Origin of the sequence: Brevundimonas aurantiaca (assembly GCF_014199955.1) — a bacterium.
Taxonomy (GTDB): Bacteria; Pseudomonadota; Alphaproteobacteria; order Caulobacterales; family Caulobacteraceae; genus Brevundimonas; species Brevundimonas aurantiaca.
Map to the genome: position 1 here is coordinate 16,996 of NZ_JACHOQ010000004.1, position 17,667 is coordinate 34,662.

General features: G+C 70.3%; 18 protein-coding genes. 6 read left to right on the top strand and 12 right to left on the bottom strand.

The features are described 5' to 3' along the window. Positions 1–47 precede the first annotated feature (47 nt). Both GGQ93_RS10075 and GGQ93_RS10080 read right to left on the bottom strand, forming a co-directional pair. Complete coding sequence (locus tag GGQ93_RS10075; protein WP_054764852.1) at positions 48–1,049, bottom strand: GAF domain-containing protein; 1,002 nt, start codon at positions 1,047–1,049, stop codon at positions 48–50. Positions 1,050–1,159: 110 nt separating this feature from the next. Continuing rightward, a complete protein-coding gene (locus GGQ93_RS10080) occupies positions 1,160–1,489 on the bottom strand; it encodes a DUF1491 family protein (RefSeq protein WP_183216754.1) in 330 nt (109 codons plus the stop codon). Between the two features lie 55 nt (positions 1,490–1,544). Between GGQ93_RS10080 and GGQ93_RS10085 the strand changes: the two genes are divergently transcribed. Further along, positions 1,545–2,441, top strand: coding sequence for a hypothetical protein (locus GGQ93_RS10085; RefSeq protein WP_221233662.1), 897 nt, complete (start codon positions 1,545–1,547; stop codon positions 2,439–2,441). 25 nt (positions 2,442–2,466) lie between these two features. Here the strand turns inward: GGQ93_RS10085 and GGQ93_RS10090 are convergent, their stop codons facing one another. Continuing rightward, a complete protein-coding gene (locus GGQ93_RS10090; RefSeq protein ID WP_224764345.1) occupies positions 2,467–4,170 on the bottom strand; it encodes a sensor histidine kinase in 1,704 nt (567 codons plus the stop codon). A 159-nt stretch (positions 4,171–4,329) separates the two neighbouring features. On the opposite strand from GGQ93_RS10090, the gene GGQ93_RS10095 reads away from it, so the two are divergent. The 3 genes from GGQ93_RS10095 to GGQ93_RS10105 all read left to right on the top strand — a co-directional run bounded on the left by GGQ93_RS10095 (position 4,330) and on the right by GGQ93_RS10105 (position 7,044). After that, on the top strand, positions 4,330–4,767 hold the full coding sequence (locus GGQ93_RS10095) for a SufE family protein (RefSeq protein WP_183216756.1): 438 nt from the start codon (positions 4,330–4,332) through the stop codon (positions 4,765–4,767). A gap of 166 nt (positions 4,768–4,933) precedes the next feature. Further along, complete coding sequence (locus GGQ93_RS10100; protein WP_183216758.1) at positions 4,934–5,887, top strand: glucosamine inositolphosphorylceramide transferase family protein; 954 nt, start codon at positions 4,934–4,936, stop codon at positions 5,885–5,887. A 2-nt stretch (positions 5,888–5,889) separates the two neighbouring features. Further along, the gene (locus GGQ93_RS10105; RefSeq protein WP_183216760.1) at positions 5,890–7,044 is read left to right on the top strand and encodes a glycosyltransferase family 4 protein; all 1,155 of its coding nucleotides are present in this window, start codon (positions 5,890–5,892) and stop codon (positions 7,042–7,044) included. A gap of 13 nt (positions 7,045–7,057) precedes the next feature. Here GGQ93_RS10105 and GGQ93_RS10110 read toward each other — a convergent pair whose 3' ends face one another. Further along, on the bottom strand, positions 7,058–7,654 hold the full coding sequence (locus GGQ93_RS10110; protein WP_082382613.1) for a methyltransferase domain-containing protein: 597 nt from the start codon (positions 7,652–7,654) through the stop codon (positions 7,058–7,060). A gap of 76 nt (positions 7,655–7,730) precedes the next feature. Continuing rightward, positions 7,731–9,818, bottom strand: coding sequence for a TonB-dependent siderophore receptor (locus tag GGQ93_RS10115; RefSeq protein WP_183216761.1), 2,088 nt, complete (start codon positions 9,816–9,818; stop codon positions 7,731–7,733). A 12-nt stretch (positions 9,819–9,830) separates the two neighbouring features. Between GGQ93_RS10115 and GGQ93_RS10120 the strand changes: the two genes are divergently transcribed. Beyond that, the gene (locus GGQ93_RS10120; RefSeq protein WP_260171199.1) at positions 9,831–11,066 is read left to right on the top strand and encodes an acetyltransferase domain-containing protein; all 1,236 of its coding nucleotides are present in this window, start codon (positions 9,831–9,833) and stop codon (positions 11,064–11,066) included. A gap of 2 nt (positions 11,067–11,068) precedes the next feature. Here the strand turns inward: GGQ93_RS10120 and GGQ93_RS10125 are convergent, their stop codons facing one another. After that, entirely contained in the window at positions 11,069–11,791 is a 723-nt protein-coding gene (locus tag GGQ93_RS10125) for a DUF6456 domain-containing protein (RefSeq protein WP_183216763.1), read from the bottom strand. Next, positions 11,788–12,144: a chromosomal replication initiator DnaA gene (locus GGQ93_RS10130; RefSeq protein WP_152949605.1), complete on the bottom strand. Its 357-nt coding sequence runs from the start codon at positions 12,142–12,144 to the stop codon at positions 11,788–11,790. Before GGQ93_RS10130 ends, GGQ93_RS10125 begins: the two co-directional genes overlap by 4 nt. A gap of 367 nt (positions 12,145–12,511) precedes the next feature. Between GGQ93_RS10130 and ctrA the strand changes: the two genes are divergently transcribed. Then, entirely contained in the window at positions 12,512–13,213 is a 702-nt protein-coding gene (ctrA, locus tag GGQ93_RS10135; protein WP_054764860.1) for a response regulator transcription factor CtrA, read from the top strand. A 66-nt stretch (positions 13,214–13,279) separates the two neighbouring features. Here ctrA and GGQ93_RS10140 read toward each other — a convergent pair whose 3' ends face one another. From GGQ93_RS10140 to GGQ93_RS10160, 5 genes are all read right to left on the bottom strand, one after another. Beyond that, entirely contained in the window at positions 13,280–14,656 is a 1,377-nt protein-coding gene (locus GGQ93_RS10140) for a serine hydrolase (RefSeq protein ID WP_221233663.1), read from the bottom strand. A gap of 143 nt (positions 14,657–14,799) precedes the next feature. After that, the gene (locus GGQ93_RS10145; RefSeq protein WP_152949606.1) at positions 14,800–15,183 is read right to left on the bottom strand and encodes a helix-turn-helix domain-containing protein; all 384 of its coding nucleotides are present in this window, start codon (positions 15,181–15,183) and stop codon (positions 14,800–14,802) included. Between the two features lie 17 nt (positions 15,184–15,200). After that, complete coding sequence (locus GGQ93_RS10150) at positions 15,201–15,512, bottom strand: type II toxin-antitoxin system HigB family toxin (protein WP_042823454.1); 312 nt, start codon at positions 15,510–15,512, stop codon at positions 15,201–15,203. 82 nt (positions 15,513–15,594) lie between these two features. Next, positions 15,595–16,941 (bottom strand): ATP-binding protein, encoded by a 1,347-nt coding sequence (locus GGQ93_RS10155; RefSeq protein WP_183216765.1) that lies wholly within the window; start codon positions 16,939–16,941, stop codon positions 15,595–15,597. After that, positions 16,929–17,639 (bottom strand): response regulator, encoded by a 711-nt coding sequence (locus GGQ93_RS10160; protein WP_054764863.1) that lies wholly within the window; start codon positions 17,637–17,639, stop codon positions 16,929–16,931. The genes GGQ93_RS10155 and GGQ93_RS10160 overlap by 13 nt, the downstream gene beginning before the upstream one ends. Positions 17,640–17,667 lie beyond the last annotated feature (28 nt).

Consider the following 17,667-nt stretch of genomic DNA (forward strand, 5'->3'; position numbering starts at 1 on the left):
GAGGGGCATGGGATCAGGTCTGACAATGGCCGATCCCAGCCCAATTTTCAATCGGCCGCTGCGGGTTTGCCGCGGGTGCGGCCGGGCGGCGCAGGGGCGTTCAGCCCGGCGAGCAGGGCCGCGATCCGAGCGATGTCGCGGACGACATCCACGTTCTGGAGCCCTGGACCGCTGCGATCAAACACGCCCGGCCGATTGCTTGTGGCCGTCACCACGCCCCAGACCTCGTTGTTGTGCCGGATCAGGATCGGGATGGACGCAACCGACCTGTAAAGTTCCTCACGCCGGGGATCGCGGTCCGGGACGGGATATTCGGAGAGGATGTAGTCTTGGGCCGTGTCGGGCAGGATGACCTCGCCGTCTGGATTGGCCTCGGCCTTGTGCCAGGCGGCGCCGGTGAAACCCTTGCCCTTTCGCCAACTGCGCCCCCCGGTCCGGGCAAGCTCGGGATCGGTCCACTCCGCCGCGATGCGCACCATCTGATCGCCTTCGCGTCGGAAGATGGAGACGGTGAAGACGTCGGCGGCCTTATAGTCGACGGCGCTGCGGATGGAGGTGATGGATCGCCTCAGCAGGGTCGCGGCGGTCGCCTTCTTCGCCGCCTCGTCCGAGGACAGAAGCCCGGCCTCGACGGCCTGCAGCATCTGTTCGATGGCTTGCAGCCGTTTCCGCCGTCGCTCGTCCAGGGCGGTGGCGCCGTCCTCGACCTTCCGACGGTCCGCCGCAATCTCCCGGCCCAGCTTGATCGCCTGCTCGGCCGCGTCCTCCGTCGATTTGAACTGGGCGCCGATCTCGATCTTCTTGAAATCCATGGCGCCTACCAGCGCCGCGCTGACGAAGGCCAGAATGACACCGGCGATCAGGGCGACCAGACCGGGCGTGCCGGTCGGATCCAGTCGCGACAGGGCCACGATCAAGGCGCCCAGGGCGCCGAGGCCGATCAGCCAAGGCCGATACCGCTCAAGATGCAGCACCCGGTCAGAATATTTGGTCAGGACGTCGCGGGCGTCGCCGCGAAGCTGCGTTTCAAACTTGTCGAAATCGTCCATCCGCATCCTCCCCGGCCGCGCCTGCACGCCATGGATCACCCTAGCCGGAAACAGGATGGGAGACGACTTTAAAGGGGGCTGGGAACAGGTCTCGGTTGCGCTTCCGCCCCCTACCCTTGCACCTTCTCCGTCAGGAAATGCCGGCCCTGGCGGTCTTCGATTTCGACGATCCACAGGTCGGGGTCGTATTGGCGCTGGCGGGCGATATAGGCGTCCAGTTCGGCCTCGCTGTCCGAGGTCACGGGCTGGATCCACAGCCGCTCGCCGTCGGGGCCGAAGGCTTCGGCATAGAGGCGGGCCGTGCGGGTCGAGGTGTCATAGGCCTTGACGATCACGGCGCCGGCGCGGGGGTCGCCCTTGTTCACCACGACGGCGTGGGCGCCTTCGATCTCGGCGCGGCGGATCAGGGCGCCGACCCACAGGTCGCTGGACAGAAGCAATTCGCTAACCCTGTAAGGAAACCAGACTCAAAGGCCCGGCCGCTAGGCTCGGCCCATGATCTTACGGCCTTATCCCCGGCGAACCCAAGTCCCTATCGGCGCGGCCCTGATCGGCGCGGCCGTGGTCGGGGCGGTGGTGATCGCGGGCGATCCGGTCGCGGCCCAGGCCGCCTCGGGGGCGGCCGACCGCTTCTATGAGCGCAGCTTCGTCCTGGCCGCCAATGAGCGGTGCGGCCTGTTTCAGCCCCAGCTGACGGCGGCCCTGAGCGCCTCGACCTGGCAGGCGCGGGGCGCGGCCCTGCGGGCCGGCGCCGATCCGCGGCGACTGTCAGAGGCCGCCGCCCGCGCCCGCGCCCGCGCCGCCGCCGCCGCCTGCGATTCCGCCGACATGAAGACGGTCAGCGGTCGGGTGAAGGCCGCCTTCGCCGGCTGGTCGCGCACGGCGCGGATGACCTTTCCCGGCGACCGGGCCGCATGGAGCGCCGACCGCGCCGCCTACAGCCGCCCGACCTGGCGGCTGATGCAGGGAACCGCCGTCGGCGGCTCGCCGGTGCGGTTCGGCCTGGTCGGGGCGATGGACCGGGCGGATCAATTGACGGCGGTGGTCTCCTGGCAGGGGCGGTCGCGACCGACCGGGGTGCGGCTGGTCATGCGCGACACGACGGTGGCGCCCCGGCCCTGGCTGGCGCGCGAACTGCCGCCTGCGGCCCAGCGCCGGGTCTTCTGGGCCTCGGGCGTGACGACGGCCGATCCCGGCCTGCTGGTCCAGGGGCGCACGGCGGGTCAGGCCTGGCGCTTCCCCCTGGCGGCGGCCGACGCCCTGTCCGGCCTCGATCCGCGCGAGGTCTTTACGGTGGAGTTCGTCTTCCGCGACGGCAGCGTGGCGCGCACGGTCTTCGAGGCGGGCGACTTCGCCGCCGGCCGCGCCTTTCTGGCCATGGGCCAGACTTAGAGCCTGACCTGGACGTCCGCCCGGCTCACGCCTCGTCCTGCGGTCCCGCGTCCTCGGCAGGCGTCGACAGGGTCGCGACCGGCAGGCGCACCATGGCCGCCACCCCTTCGCCCAGGGTGCTGTCGATCGTCAGGCGCCCGCCGTGCAGTTCCGCCAGCGACCGGACCAGCGACAGGCCCAGCCCCGTCCCTTGCGCCTTCTGATCGGCGCCGCCGGCCTGTTCGAACGGCCGGCCCAGCCTTTGCAGATCCTCGGGCGCGATCCCCACGCCGGTGTCGGACACCACCAGCTCCAGATAGGGGCCGATCCCGTCCAGCGTCAGGGTCACCGACCCGCCCGCCGGGGTGAACTTCACCGCATTGGACAAGAGGTTCAGCGCCATCTGCTTCAGGGCGCGGGCGTCGGCCTCGACCTCCAGCGGATGGGGCGGCAGGACGGGGGCCAGATGCACGCCTTTTTCGTCGGCCTGGGGCCGGATCAGGGCCACGGCGGCCGAAACGGGATCGCGGGCGTCGAACCGGTCCAGGGCCAGTTCATACCGCTCGGCCTCGATCTTGGACAGGTCCAGAACGTCGTTGATCAGGTCCAGCAGATGGCCGCCCGCCTGATGGATGGACTCGGCATAGTCGGCGTATCGGTCGGGCAGGGGGCCGAACAGGCGCTGGCGCATGATGTCGGCGAAGCCGATCACGGCGTTCAGCGGGGTGCGCAGCTCATGGCTCATATTGGCCAGGAAGCGGGTCTTGCCCGCGCTCTGTGCCTCGGCCTCGACCCGGGCGCTTTCCAGCCCCAGCTCGCGGGCGAACTGGGCCGTGCCGTCGAAGGCCTGGGCGATCAGGCGCGGCGCCCCCGCCACCGCCCCCGTCTCGCCGTCGTACCGGCGCAGGATCAGCACCACCCGTCGGTCCAGGGCGATCCGGGGGCTGAACATCACCTCGGCCGGCTGGCCCTGGGCGGCGCGTTGCAGGGCGCCGGCGACGCCGGGGCGGTCGGGGGCGTGGACGGCGGCGATCAGCCCCTGGTCCATCAGGGCCGGGACCGAGACGGACGGCGGGGGCGCGCCCCAGGCGGCCAGGGCGCGGCCGGTCGGCTCCAGCAGCAGGGTCAGGCCCGGCTGGGCGTTCAGCACGGCCTGGACCAGGGCGCCGTCCTGTTCGGCGCGAGTCAGACGGGCCATGCGGCGGTTGCTCGACAGACGGGCCGCCCCGGCCAGGGCCAGAACCGCCAACAGGCCCGACGCCGCCGCCAGGACCGGCGGCTGGGCGGTCGATCCGATCAGCAGGGTCGAGATCAGGCCCGAGATCAGCGGCAGGGCCAGGCCCGCCGTGCCCAGCCGGATCAGCCGGTCTTCGCCGATCCTGGGATCGTCAAGCACCAGCCCGGCCGCCAGGGGCAGCAGCAGAAGCCCCGGCGTCGCCCCGGTGGCCCCGCCGGTCAGGCCCGCCGCCGCCACGGTCGCCAGAAGCCAGCCGCCCATCAGGCTGAACCTCAGACCCGCCGTGTCGCGCACCATCAGGGCCACGCCCGCCACGCCCGGCGCGGCCGTCAGCAGCAGGGCCGCCAGGACCGTGGGCTCCAGCCGGGCGAAGCTCTGGGCCGCCAGGGCCGTCAGGGCGACCGCCGCCGCCCAGCCCGCATGCCACAGGGCGACCGGCGCCGCCGACGGCTGAGCCGCCGACGCCGCTGCGGTCGGGACCGCCAGCCCGGGTTGTGGAGGGTGATTATGCAAGCGCCGTCGCCATCATGGGTCGTCCCCAGACTAAACGCCGCGCCGAGTCGGCGCGAGGCCCCTCCCGTGTCAGGCGATCTGCAACCGCGCGTTCACCATGAATTTCGGGGGACAAACCGGCCGGTTGTCGTTAACGGCCGGGCGGCCTATCTGGCGGCCATGACCGATCGCACGCCGCCCGCCGACAGCCTGGACCAGACCCTGGCCGACCTCGCCGAGGATTTCGACCTCCTGGGCGACTGGGAGCAGCGGATCGAATACGTCATCGAACTGGGCAAGGGGCTGGCGCCCCTGGACGCGGCCGATCGGGTGGAGGCCAACAAGGTGCCGGGCTGCGCCGCCCAGGTCTGGCTGGCGGTCCATCCGGCCGAGGGGCGGCTGTGGTTCGACGCCGACAGCGACAGCGCCCTGTCCAAGGGCAATATCGCCCTTCTGCTGAAACTCTATTCGGGCCGGACCCCGGCCGAGATCCTGGCCTTCGACGCCAAGGCCGCCCTGGACCGGCTGGGCCTGCCCTCGGCCCTGACCCGCCAGCGCGCCAACGGCCTGAACAGCATGGTCGGCCGCATCCGCGAGGCGGCCCTCGCGACGGCCTGACGCTTGCTAAGGTCATAGTGCGCTACGCTTTTAGAGTAATGTCGCTTAGTTGACACAGGCGCGGCTTAACGGCGTCATGGCCCGGCTTGCAATCAAGTCCGGCCGGCTGGTCGGTCACCCTCTTCCCCATCGGCCGTCGCGCGTCGGGCCAGGATTTCAACTCCGAATGTTCGACATCTGGCGGTCCGGATATCTGAGGCGTCCCCTGACCGAGGTCATGGATCGACCCCCTCGCCCCGACGAGATCGTCTGGCTGCCCGACCGCGGCCCCCACGCCTTTTACGCCGACCCCTTCGGCCTGGAACGCGACGGGGTTCTGACGGTCTTTGTCGAGGCCTTCGACTATCGGGTCCGGCGGGGCGACATCCACTACTGCCAATATGACGCCGACGACCGGCTGGTGGGGCAGGGGGTGGCCTTGGCCGAGCCCTGGCACCTGTCCTATCCGACCCTGATCGAGGACGGGGGCGAGCTCTATATGCTGCCCGAAGCCTATAAGAGCGGCGGCCTGATCCTTTATCGCTGCCGGCGTTTTCCCGACGACTGGGAGGCGGTGGCGCGGCTGGGCGCGTCGCCGGCCATTGATGCGACGGTGGTGCGCCACGACGGCCGATGGTGGATGTTCCACGCCCTGCCGGGACCGGACGACCGGGCCATGCGCGAACTGCATCTGGCCTGGGCCGAGCGGCTGACCGGGCCCTGGACGCCTCACGCCGGTCGCCCGGTGATGAGCGGCTTTCAGACCTCGCGGCCGGGCGGCTCGGCCTTCGTCCATGACGGCGCCCTGCATCTGCCGGTCCAGGACTGCGCCCCCGCCTATGGGGCGGCGGTCAACCTCTTGCGGATCGACGTCCTGACGCCCCAGAACTTCGCCGCCACGGTGGTGCGGCGGTTCGAACCGGGCGATCTGGCGGCGGGCTTTTCCGACGGGCTGCACACCCTGTCGGGCGCGGGCGGCGTCAGTTTCCTCGACCTCAAGTCGGTGCGCCGCGACCGCGCCGAGCCCTGGCTGAAGACGCAGTACAAGCTGCGCCGCGCCCTGGGGCTGAACGGTTCGCGCCGGACCGGCGTGGACGTCCATCCGGCCCTCTTTTCTCCGCCCTCCGCGTCTCAGAGTTGACCATGCGTGTCGCCGTCGTCCTGCCGCGCGGTTGCGGCTTCCGCCCCGACCGGGCCAATTCGATGGAGACGGTGGTGCGGACCCTGGCGGCCCACGCCCGGTCCCAGTCGGCCGTGACCCTGATCTGCGACGCGGACCAGGCGACCGCCTCCGATCCCCGGCTTCTGACGGTGCCTCCCGGCCTGGGCGGGCGGGCGCGAAACCGGCGGATCAAGGCCCTGTTGGAGACCCTCCAGCCGGATGTGGTCGAATATCACCAGCAGCTGAAGTCGGCCTCGGACCTGGCCGCCGAGGGGCCGCCGGCGACCTACGTCCTTTACCGCCACACCCGGATCAAGCCGCCCCGCCATCCGCTGGACGCCTGGCGCTACGGACGTCGGCTGGCGCGGTTCGACCGGCTGGTCTTCGTCAGCGAGGCGGCGGGGCAGGAGTTCGCAGCCGACTATCCGGCCCTGGCCGACCGGGTCAGCGTGGTGTGCAACCCCATTGCGGTCGAGGCCTGGCGCGCCGATCCCGCCGACAAGGAGAAGCTGATCCTGTTCTGCGGCCGGGCCATGGCGGACAAGGGGCTGGACCTGTTCTGCATCGCCCTGGCCCGCGCCCTGGACGCCCATCCCGACTGGCGCGGGGCCCTGGTTCTGGGCGACTGGGAGCGGCACCAGGCCTGGGCCGATCCCTATCTGGGCCTGCTGGACCGGTTCGGCGACCGGGTCGAAATCCTGAAGTCGGCCCCGCTGGAGGCGGTGCGGGCGGTCACGCGGCGGGCGGCGATCGCGGCGACCCCGTCGCGGGTGCGCGAGGCCCTGGGCCTGACCGCTCTGGAGGCCCACGCCGCCGGCTGCGCCCTGGTCTCCTCCGGTCGCGGGGGTCTGCGCGAAGCCAGCGGCGACCACGCCCTCTATGTCGAGGTGGACGGACCCGACCCCCTCGCCGCCGCCCTGGAGCGGCTGATCACGGAGCCGGAGACACGGCTGGCCCTGGCCCGGTCCGGCCAAACCTTCGTGGCCGAGGTCCACGCCCCCGAGGCGCGGGCGGCCCAGCTGGATCGGCTGCGCGAAGCCTGGACCGAACAGGCGCGCCGACGGCGGGCGGAGGCGCCGCCGCGCCCGCGCTTCAGCCTGCCGCGTCTGGGCCTGCCGCCGCTCGGCCGGGCTTGAGGGGAGGGGCCGCTCAGCCCTTTCGGATCAGACTGTCATAGACGTGGGTGACCGCCTCGAAGGTCACGCGGGGCGGCCGATCGCCCAGGGGCGCCGGTTCGAACGCCTGGTCGATCAGGCCCGCCCCCAGCGGATCCTCGACCTTGTCGGTGTTCCATCCCAGCAGCAGCCGCCCGCCGGGCCGCAGCACCGCCGCCAGGGCCGCCAGGGCCTGACGCTGCTGTTCGGGATGATCCACGCCGTAGCCCAGCACCCCGTTGCACACCACCGTATCGAAGGTCAGGTCGGCGAACAGGGCGTCGGCCTGACAGACGTCTCCGGTCCGGTGGCGGCCCGCCCGGCCCCAGCGAGCGGCGCCGGGGTCGATGTCGGTGGTCCAGACCTCGCCCCCGCCCGCCTCCAGGGCGGCGTAGTCGTCCAGCGTATATTCCCGGCACCCGACCCACAGGATGCGCCCGCCCAGGGCCGACAGGGCGGGCACGTAGCTTTCGGCCATCACCCGCCGGTCGGGCAGGGTCCGGATCCGCCGCGCCTTGGCTGAGCGCCTTGCGCCGCCCTGGACGTCGCCTTTGGCGCCCAGCCATGCTCTGATCCGCCGCCCAAGGCCCATCTCGGTCTCCCCATCCCTGTCCGGTGTTATCGGACCGCCGCTCGCGCGCCAACCGTTCGATGCGGCAAGGCGCAGGTCAAAGGGCGATCCGCAGCGAGGCCCGCACGCTGCGCGGCGCGCCGGGGAAGATCCACAGGGCGCTGTAGGAGCTGGCGGCGTAGCGTTCGTCGAGCAGATTATCGACCTCGACCCGCGCCGTGACCTGGGGCGTCAGGCCATAGTCCACCGCCGCCTTGGCCTTCCAATAGGCCGGCAGTTCGGGCGCGCCGAGCGCAAGGCCGCCGGCCCGGTCGCCGACATAGGCGGCGCCCGCCGTCATCGACCAGTCCGTGCCGTGCGGGGTGGGGAAACGGCCGACCACGAACAGGGAGCCCGAATGTTCGGGCACGTTCAGCACCCGGTCGGTGGGGAAGGCGTCGTCGTCGGCCTTGGCGTCGGTCCAGCCGTAGTTGGCCACCACCTGCCACGCCTCGCCCAGCCGGACCGACCCGTCCAGCTCGATTCCCCGCGAGGTCAGCTTGCCTACCGGCGCCAGATAGTTGGGGTCGACGGGATCGGTGGTCAGTATGTTCGCCTTTTCGATATCGAACAGGGTGGCCGCCAGGTCGATCCCCTGCCAGGCGCCGGACAGGCCGATCTCATAGCCCTTGCCCTCTTCCGGGGCGAAGCCGGAGCCGGTCCGCCCCGTGCCCGAGTTCAGCACGAAGGACCGGCCATAGCTGGCGTGGGCGGTCAGGCCGTCGGTCAGGCGATAACGGGCGGCGAACCGGTAATCGACCGGGCTGTCCTTGGTCTCGCCCACGGCGCCGGTGCGGTTGTTGCGGATGGTCTGGCTGTAGTCGTCCCAGCGAAGGCCCGCGACCAAGCTGAGGCGGTCGTTCACCTCCCACAGGTCCTGGGCGTACAGGGTGACGACGTCCCGCGTCTCCAGATTGTCGGTGAAGGGCAGGGGCGTCGGCGGGACGACCGCCCCATAGACGGGGTTGAAGACCGAGATCGGATAGGGATTGGCCGCCGTCGGATTGATGCGCAGCCATTTCTCGCCATAGGTCAGCCGATAGGCCTTCACGCCGAGGCCCAGGGTGTGGACGCCCAGGCCGGTCTGGACCTCCCCGTTCAGCTCCAGCCGCGCCGACAGGTCCTCGACCGAGAAGTCCCGGCCCCGGCGCTGGCGCCACAGCGCATCGCCGACCAGGCGGGACTGGTCGCTGGACAGGCCCTTCAGCGAGCCGCCCCGCCAGGCGACCCCTCCGTTCAGGCTCCAGCCGTCGTTGAGGCGGTATTCGCCGGTGATCTGGTGCCGCGCGTTGCGGAACCGGGTCCGGCCGTCGCCGGGCTCGCCGTAGTAGTTGGATTCCGGCAGGGCCAGGGCGTCGCCGTTGATCGCGGGCATGCCCCGGTCGAACAGGGTCGAAAAGACGGTGAGCTCGCCCACATAGGTTAGGCGCAGATCCTCATTGGGCCGCCAGGTCAGGGAGGGGGCGACCGCCGTCCGGTCCAGGCCGACATGGTCGCGCCAACCGTTGCTGGTCTCGCCGGCCAGGACCAGCCGCCCAGCCAGGGTCTGGGAGATCGGGCCGGTCACGTCCAACTCCCCCCGCCTCAGGCCGAAGGAGCCGACCGTGCCGGTGAAGACGGCGTCGGGTGTGAAACGCGGGGTCTTGGAGACGATGTTGATCCGGCCGGCCGGGTCGATGTCCCCGAACAGGGCGCCGGCCGGCCCCTTCAGCACCTCGATCCGCTCGGCCGTGGCCGGGTCGCGCGGCGGCGCCATGCCCCGGTTCGCCAGGAAGCCGTCCACATAATATTCCGCCCCGCCGTCGGGCGTGCCCAGGAAGCCGCGGATGGCGAAATTGTCCATCACCCCGCCGCGATTGTTCTGCTGGCTGATCCCGCTGACCAGCTCCAGGGCGTCGGACAGGCGGGTGGCGCCCACGGCGCGCAGCAGGTCGCTTTCGATGGAACGGCTGGACGGCGACATCCGCTCCGTGATCGCCCCGACGCCCAGCGTATGGTCGTGCGGCGAACCCCGGCGGCCCAGGACCACGATCTCGCCCAGGGCGTGGGGCTCGGCCTGAGCCGCATCAACGGGGACCAGGACTGGGGTCGGGGCGGTTGCGGCGGCAATAAGACACAGGCCGGCGCAGCTCGAAAGGAGGGGCAAGGACGAACTCCGTTGAAACGTTATACTATAGCGGCTATCCGTTCGCGCCTCATGCTGTCAACCGCCGCCCTTCCCGTTTCCGCCCTCGCCGTTCCGGCCGTCCGCCCGGCCGCGCGCATTCGTTCGATCGACGCCCTGCGCGGTCTGGTCATCCTGCTGATGCTGGTCGATCACACGCGCGAGTTCTTCTATTTCCACGCTCAGGTCCCGGACCCGATGAATGTCGAGGCGACCGATCCGGCCCTGTTCTTCACCCGTCTGTCGGCCCATCTGTGCGCCCCGATCTTCGTCGCTTTGACGGGCCTGGGCGCCTGGCTCTACGGAAACAAGACAGCCGAGGTCAGCGGAGGGTCCGCCGCCGGGGCGGCCTCGGCCTTTCTGCTGAAGCGGGGCCTGTTCCTGGTGGTGCTGGAGCTGACCCTGGTCAACTTCGCCTGGGGCTTCTCCCTGACGCCGCCGATCCTCTATCTCCAGGTGATCTGGGTCATCGGGCTGTCGATGATCGCCCTGGCGGGCCTGGCTCATCTACCGCGCGCCTGGCTGATCGCCGTCGGCCTGGTCCTGGCCCTGGGCCACAATCTCTTGGACCCGATCGCCTTCGCCGAAGGTCCGGCCCATGTGCTGTGGGCCGTGCTGCACGACCGCAGCCTGATGGACCTGCCCTGGGGCGGACAGGTTCGCACCTCCTATCCCCTGCTGCCGTGGATCGGGGTGGCGGCCCTGGGCTATGCGATCGGGCCGTGGTTCGTCGGGCCCCAGGGGGCGCGGCTCCGGCGTCTGGTCGTCACCGGCCTGGGCGCCCTGGCCCTGTTCGCCCTGCTCAGGTCGATCAATCTGTACGGCGACCCGACGCCCTGGAGCGTGCAGGACACGCCGCTGCGGACGGCGATGAGCGTGCTGAACGTCACCAAATATCCGCCCTCGGCCGACTTTCTGCTGCTGACCCTGGGCCTGGGGGCCCTGATCCTGGCGGGACTGGAGCGGGCCTCGGACCGTCTGATCGGTCTGTTGGCGGTCTTCGGGGGGGCGCCGCTGTTCTTCTATCTGATCCACCTCTACGGCCTGCATCTGCTGAATCTGACGGCCCGGGCCCTGTTCGGTCCCAATCAGGGCCAGGGCTTCAGCGTGCCGGGCGTCGCCGCCCTGTTGGCCCTGGCCGCCGTGGTCGCCGTCCCCTGCTGGTTCGCCTGCCGCTGGTTCGCCCGGATCAAGCGCGCCAGCGACCGGCCCTGGATGAAATACCTCTGACCTCAGCCGATCCCGTAGTGATCGGCCAGGGCGGCCAGCGCCTGTTTCAGCACCGTCTTGCCCTGGCGGCGGCGCAGGCCCAGGCCGGTCTCGGCCAGTTTCAGACTGTCGCCGTGGATGCAGATCCGCGTCAGCATCGGCCTCAGGCGCGGGCCGACGGCGGACAGGGCCGCCTCCACCCGTCGTCCGGCCGACAGGGCGCGGTCGCCGGGTTCGACCCGCATCGTTCCGCCCGACCCGGCGCGGGGCAGGGCGTCCCAGCCCATGGTCAGGGCCGGGCCGGCGCCGGCCTGTTCGACCTCCCGCCTCAGCCGTTCGCCGGCGGCGACCTCGGCGGGGCTCAGCCAGGGGCGGCCGGCCGCATCCTTGCGTCGCGCCAGCCAGGCGATCGGGCTTTCGCCCAGATTGGCGGCGTGGCGGACCATCCGCCCGTCCGCTCCGATCAACTCGCGTTCGCCCGCGATGAAGCCGGGGCGGCCGGGCGGCGGGGTTTCGGCCTTGCCGGGGGCCGCCTCGCCCCCGACGCGCGCGGTCCATCCGCCCTGCGGCCGCCGCCTCAGGCCCGGCCGTTCGATCAGGGCGCGGAACTCCGGCTCGCTCAGGGTCAGGCTGATCCGTCCCCGCCGGTCCGGCCCCAGACGCAGCGCATAGACCCCCTGTTCGGCGCCCAGCCAGGCGCCGGGCCGGGCCAGAAGACAGCGCGCCCGCTCCACCGTCCGGCTCATTGCACGGCCTCCCAGCGGGGCGCGCTGTAGACCGTGGTCAGACAGGCCTCCAACTGCGACAGCAGTTCGTCCACAGCCCGGCGGTCGCGCTCGTCCTCCACCCAGCGGCAGGCCGCCCCCACCGTGCTGCGGTTGACCCCGAAGACGTGGCCGACCCGCTCCAGCGTCCAGCCGAAGGCGATGTGGGCCAGATACATGGCCAGCCAGCGCGACCGGGCGTTGAGCGGATCGATCCGCCGACCGGCCGTCATCCGGTCCGGGCTGGCCCCGGTCCGCGCCGCCACCAGATGCAGGGCCAGCCCCGCCTTGCACCGGTCCGCCTCCCGAACCGGCGCCCTGTATGCCTCAACCATGCCTCACTCCCGTTCACGAACCTCGACGCCCCATCCTAGGCGGGCGCGGCGTCACGATAGGAATATCGTCCTACTCCGCGTCAGAATCGGACGTGGCGCCGGATCGGACTTGAGGTTGCGTCAGGGCGGATCCGCGTTCCGACCGGCTCTGCGCGGGGAGCCGCAGGCTGAGTCCGGTCCGCATCATGGTTAATTATTTTCGAATCATTGACTCGGGACTCTCGACGCCGATTCGCAAATCAGCTTAGGAACGACTCATAGCTCGCCGTTAACCCTTCTTAAGGTTTTCGGGTCTTAACCTGCGAACAAGGTTACCCGGTCGTGCGCCAGGGTGATTACCGCAAAGCTTTTGCCTGGAGGGGCACGAATGCGCGTCCTGTTGATTGAAGACGATCACGCCACCGCCCAGAGCATCGAGCTGATGCTGAAGTCGGAAGGCTTCAATGTCTATACGACCGACCTGGGCGAAGAAGGCATCGATCTGGGCAAGATCTATGACTACGACCTCATTCTGCTTGACCTGAACCTGCCGGACATGAGCGGCCTTGAGGTGCTGCGTCAGCTGCGCGTCGGCAAGATCAACACCCCGGTCATGATCCTGTCGGGCACCCATGAGATCGAAACCAAGGTCAAGACCTTCGGCGGCGGCGCCGACGACTATCTGACCAAGCCCTTCCACAAGGACGAGCTGATCGCGCGCACCCACGCCGTGGTCCGTCGCTCCAAGGGCCACGCCCAGGCCATCATCCACACCGGCGAGATCGCCGTGAACCTGGACGCCAAGACGGTGGAGGTGAACGGTCACCGCGTCCACCTGACCGGCAAGGAATATCAGATGCTGGAGCTGCTCTCGCTCCGCAAGGGCACGACCCTGACCAAGGAAATGTTCCTGAACCACCTGTACGGCGGCATGGACGAGCCCGAGCTGAAGATCATCGACGTCTTCATCTGCAAGCTGCGCAAGAAGCTGGCCACCGCCGCCGACGGCAAACACTATATCGAAACCGTCTGGGGCCGCGGCTACGTCCTGCGCGACCCGGCCGAGGCCGGAAACAGCGTCGCCGCCTGAACGGCCGCTCCGTGCTGATCCTGAAAACGCCCGCCGGTCCCTCCGGCGGGCGTTTTCTATTTGCGCCTACTGCCGCTTCGCCGGCATGTCGCGGCCGCCCTGGTGCAGGACCAGGCCGTCGACCCGGCCTTCGGCGTCGCGGGTGAAGGTGATCTGGGCGTCCACCTCGGTCAGGAAGAAGGCGTCGTCCCCTTGCGCCTTCAGCTCGAAGGCGGGCTGGCCGGTGGCCTGGACCTTCAGCCCGCCCTCTGCGGCGGTGATCGTCAGGGCGAAGGTCGGCGACAGGGAATAGACCCCGACATAGGCGGCCAGGGCCTCGGCCGGCAGGGTCACGACGCGGCGTTCCGAGGCCAGGGTCACGGTCCCGCCGCGCGCCAGGGTCATCAGGTCCGGCCCCAGCTTGTCGGGCGCCTGGCCGTTCAGATTGGCCAGGACGATGACGGCGATCCGGTCGTCCGGCGCATAGGCCATATAGGTGTTGAACCCCTCGATCGCCCCATTGTGCCAGACCAGCTTCCGGTCCGGCGTCGCGGCCAAACCCAGGGCGTAGCCGTTCCTGACCGGGGTGGTCAGGGCGGCCAGGGACTGGGGCTTCAGGACCCGGCCCCCGAACAGGGCCTGTTCCCATTTCAAGAGGTCGTGGGTGGTCGAGTACAGGGCGCCCGCGCCCAGGGGGATGCTCATGTCCACATAGTCGGCGTGGACCACGCCGGACGCCTCCTTCGTATAGCCCGAGGCGCGTCGAGGCAGGATGCGGTCGTGCCGGTCATAGCCGCTGTCGGCCATGCCGAGCGGGGTGAACAGCGCCTGTTGAATGAAGTCGGCGTAGGTCTGACCGCTGGCCGCTTCGATCACCGCGCTCAGCAGGATATAGCCCGAGTTGGAATAGGCGAAGCCTTCGCCCGGCGCGAAGTCCAGGGGCCGCCCGCTGAACCGGGCGATCAGCTGGGCCGTCGTGGCCGGCCGGGTCTTCAGCGCCTCATAGTCGGCAAAGGTGGTGAAGTTGGGCAGGCCGGCGGTGTGGCTCAAAAGCCGGCGCGGGGTGACGGCGTCCCAGGCGGCCGGGGCGTCGGGCAGCCAGGTCTTGATCGGGGCGTCCAGATCGACCTTGCCCTGTTCGCTCAACAGCAGGACGGCGACGGCCGTGAACTGTTTGCTCAGCGAGCCCAGGCGGAATTTGACGTCGCCGTCATTGGGGACGCCCCATTCCCGGTTCGCCAGACCATAGCCCCGGTCCAGCAGGATCTCCCCGTCGCGCGCGACCAGGACGGCGCCGGAAAAGGCGTCGGCCTCGCTGGAGGCCCGGACGATCTGGTCCATTCGGGCCACGTCCGGCGCCCGATCCTGGGCTGCGAGGGGGCCCGCCGCCAGGACGGGGGCCAGAGCCAGGGCCAGGACGGAGGCCGCGAGACGGCCGCGACGAAGGCGAAGGAAAAGGGGCACGGGCGTCTCCTGAAAAGGGCTTTAAGCCTTTAGAGGCTGCGAACCGGGCGTTCGGATGCAGCTGGGCGATCTGGTGGTGAGCAGGACCGATGTCGCTTCTAGTTGTGTTCCTGGCGTGGAGGACATGGGCGCCCTTGACCGTGTTAGGCGGCTAAGTCGCCGACAAGCGATCCGGCCGGAATCCGCCAAGCCCGGCTGATCTTTCGGATTTGATCGAGGTTGATCTCCCGCTTGCCGTTCAGCAGCTCGGAGGCGCGCGCCTTGGAGCCGAGGATCTCGGTCAGATCTGACTGCGTATAGTTGTTCGCCTGCATGACGAACTTCAGCACATCGACCGGCTCGGCCCGTGGGATTGGATAGTGCCGGCGCTCATAGTCCTCGATCAGCAGGACCAGGGCGTCGTAATGGGCGGCCGCCTCGGAGCCTTCAGCAGGTTCGTTCTCGAAATAGGGCCGCACCGCCTTCAGCGCCGCTTGGTATTCGGCCTCGTCAGCCAGGGTGCGGATCGTGCTTATGTCCATCGTCATCGTCGCTCTCTCCAATCCTATAGTTTCGCCACATCGATCTTGTCGTATTCAGCGTGAGTCCCGACGAAGAGGATGAAAATCCTCTTGGCCCGAAACCCCACCAGACCGACGATCCGGTATTTGTTGCCGCCCACGTCGAAGACGATCTTGCCGTCCACCACATAGTCGGCGCTGCTGAAGGTGGCCTTCAGCTCTGCGAAGTTGTTCCAGTCGGCATCCGAGGCGGCAGTGTGCCACTCGATCATCGCCGCCTTCGCCGTATCCTGGGGCTTGCCCTTCGGCTGGGCCTCCCAGAACTTCACCAGGGCTGATTTCGCGATCACGTTCATGGGTTCGTATCGCATGTTTCCAATCTGGAAACAAGGAGAAGTTTCCAATATGGGAACTCAAGGGTTGGCCGACACCTGTCGATCAGCCCCGTTCTTCGTCCGGCGCGAAGGTCACCGTCGCCTCCATTCCCCCGTCCGCCGCATTGGCCAGGGTCAGGCGGCCGCCGGCGATCTCGGCCATGCGGCGGGCGATGGTCAGGCCCAGGCCCGAGCCGCCGCTGTCGCGCGACCGCGACGGGTCCAGCCGGTAGAAGGGCTCGAACAGGGCCTCCAGCCGGTCTTCGGGAACGCCCGGCCCGTGGTCGCGGACGATCAGACGCACCGTCTCGCCCTCGACCTCGGCCCGGACCGCCGCATCGCCGCCGTGGCGCACGGCGTTGTCGATCAGATTGGTCAGGCACCGCCTCAGAGCCAGGGGCCGGGTCGGCCGCACCGCCCCGCAGCCCTTAACGAAGACGACCGGCTGTCCCGCCTCGGCCGCATCCTCGCACAGGGCCGACAGCAGGGCGTCCAGATCGACCGGGACGACCGGCTCGATCCGGGTCTCCAGCCGCGCCAGGTCCAGCCCCTCGCGGACCAGATGCTGCATGGCCGCCAGATCCGCAATCAGCTGAGCGCGCAGGGTCTCGTCCGCCACCTTTTCGACCCGCAGCCTCAGCCGGGTCAGGGGCGTCTGAAGATCGTGGGCCACGGCGGCCAGGACGCGGGCCCGCTCGGCGATCAGGGCCTGAAGCCGGGTCTGCATGGCGTTCAGCGCCAGGGCCGCCTGGCGCACCTCGCGCGTCCCCTCCACCGCCAGGGGCGGGCCGTCCAGGTCGCGGCCCAGGGCCTCGGCCCCGGCCGACAGCCGCGCCAGGGGCGCCGCCGCCCGGCGTGACGCCAGCCAGGCCGTCGCCGCCACAGTCGCCAGACCCACGGCCAGCAGCAGGGCGCTGTCCCGCCCCAGATTCCACGGGCGCGGGGCGGGCGGCAGGCTGACCGCCACCGGGGCCACGGCCGTCCCGTCCTGGGGGTCCAGGGTCAGGATGCGACAGCGCAGGGCCGCGTCCGCCGGGGCGCCGCAGGCGGCCTTGGCCGCCTCATAGGCCCGCACCTTGACCCCGGTCACGCCGCGTCGGGCCAGGGCCTGGGCCACCGCCTGGGTCAGGGCGGGGTCGGGCGGCCCGCGCCGCTGTCCGTCGGCCGGGGTCAGGGCCACGGCCACGGCGGCGGCCGGATCGTCGTCGGCCTGGGCCAGGTCGCCGATCCGCTCGGCCGTGGTGAAGTCATGGGCCTGTTTCAGCCAGTGATGGCGGCCCAGCTGAAGCGCCAGAAAGGTCACCGCCGCCGCCGCCAGGGCCCCGACCAGGACCAGGGCGAACAGCCGGACCGTCGATCCGTCGACGGCGCCGCCCAGCCCCCGCTTCGAGCCCCGGCCTAGGCGCGCCACGTCACCGGGCCCGACAACATATAGCCCAGGCTGCGCACCGTGCGGATCAGGACCGGGTTCTTGGCGTCGTCGCCCAGCTTCTGGCGCAGGCGGCTGACCCTCAGATCGACCGCCCGGTCGTCGGCGTCGGCGACGGTGGACAGGGCGCGGATGCGCTCGCGCGACAGGGGCCGCCCGCCATTTCGGACCAGGGCGTGCAGCAGGTCGAAATCCGCCCCGGACAAGGGCGCCACCCGCCCGTCCGGCGCCGTCAGGCTGCGGGCGGCGACGTCCAGGGACCAGCCGGCGAACTGGGCGCAGCGCCCCTGGACCGGCTCGGCCTCCGGGCGGGCGCGGCGCAGGACGGTGCGGATGCGGGCCACCAGCTCGCGCGGCTCGAACGGCTTGGCCATATAGTCGTCGGCCCCCATCTCCAGCCCCACGATCCGGTCGATCGGATCGCCCCGCGCCGTCAGCATGATGACCGGGGTCCGCGACGTCGCCCGGATGGCGCGGCACAGGCTAAGGCCGTCCTCGTCCGGCAGATTGAGGTCCAGCACCACCAGATCGACCGGCCCGGCCTCCAGCGCCGCCTTGGCCGCCCGGCCGTCGGCCGCCTTTAAGGTGCGAAAGCCGTGCTGCTCCAGATGATCGGCCAGAAGGGTGCGGATATCGCGGTCGTCGTCGACGACCAGAAGCACGGGCGGGGCGGCGGTCATGGGGCGGGTTCAGCGTGGCGGGTCGGTC

Excerpts from the sequence above, each read along its gene's own strand:
- GGQ93_RS10075 (WP_054764852.1), bottom strand. The coding sequence starts at position 1,049 with ATGGACGATTTCGACAAGTTTGAAACGCAGCTTCGCGGCGACGCCCGC.
- GGQ93_RS10095 (WP_183216756.1), top strand. The coding sequence starts at position 4,330 with ATGACCGATCGCACGCCGCCCGCCGACAGCCTGGACCAGACCCTGGCC.
- GGQ93_RS10100 (WP_183216758.1), top strand. The coding sequence starts at position 4,934 with ATGTTCGACATCTGGCGGTCCGGATATCTGAGGCGTCCCCTGACCGAG.
- GGQ93_RS10085 (WP_221233662.1), top strand. The coding sequence starts at position 1,545 with ATGATCTTACGGCCTTATCCCCGGCGAACCCAAGTCCCTATCGGCGCG.
- GGQ93_RS10105 (WP_183216760.1), top strand. The coding sequence starts at position 5,890 with ATGCGTGTCGCCGTCGTCCTGCCGCGCGGTTGCGGCTTCCGCCCCGAC.
- GGQ93_RS10150 (WP_042823454.1), bottom strand. The coding sequence starts at position 15,512 with ATGAACGTGATCGCGAAATCAGCCCTGGTGAAGTTCTGGGAGGCCCAG.
- GGQ93_RS10110 (WP_082382613.1), bottom strand. The coding sequence starts at position 7,654 with ATGGGCCTTGGGCGGCGGATCAGAGCATGGCTGGGCGCCAAAGGCGAC.
- GGQ93_RS10130 (WP_152949605.1), bottom strand. The coding sequence starts at position 12,144 with ATGGTTGAGGCATACAGGGCGCCGGTTCGGGAGGCGGACCGGTGCAAG.
- ctrA (WP_054764860.1), top strand. The coding sequence starts at position 12,512 with ATGCGCGTCCTGTTGATTGAAGACGATCACGCCACCGCCCAGAGCATC.
- GGQ93_RS10160 (WP_054764863.1), bottom strand. The coding sequence starts at position 17,639 with ATGACCGCCGCCCCGCCCGTGCTTCTGGTCGTCGACGACGACCGCGAT.
- GGQ93_RS10145 (WP_152949606.1), bottom strand. The coding sequence starts at position 15,183 with ATGACGATGGACATAAGCACGATCCGCACCCTGGCTGACGAGGCCGAA.
- GGQ93_RS10125 (WP_183216763.1), bottom strand. The coding sequence starts at position 11,791 with ATGAGCCGGACGGTGGAGCGGGCGCGCTGTCTTCTGGCCCGGCCCGGC.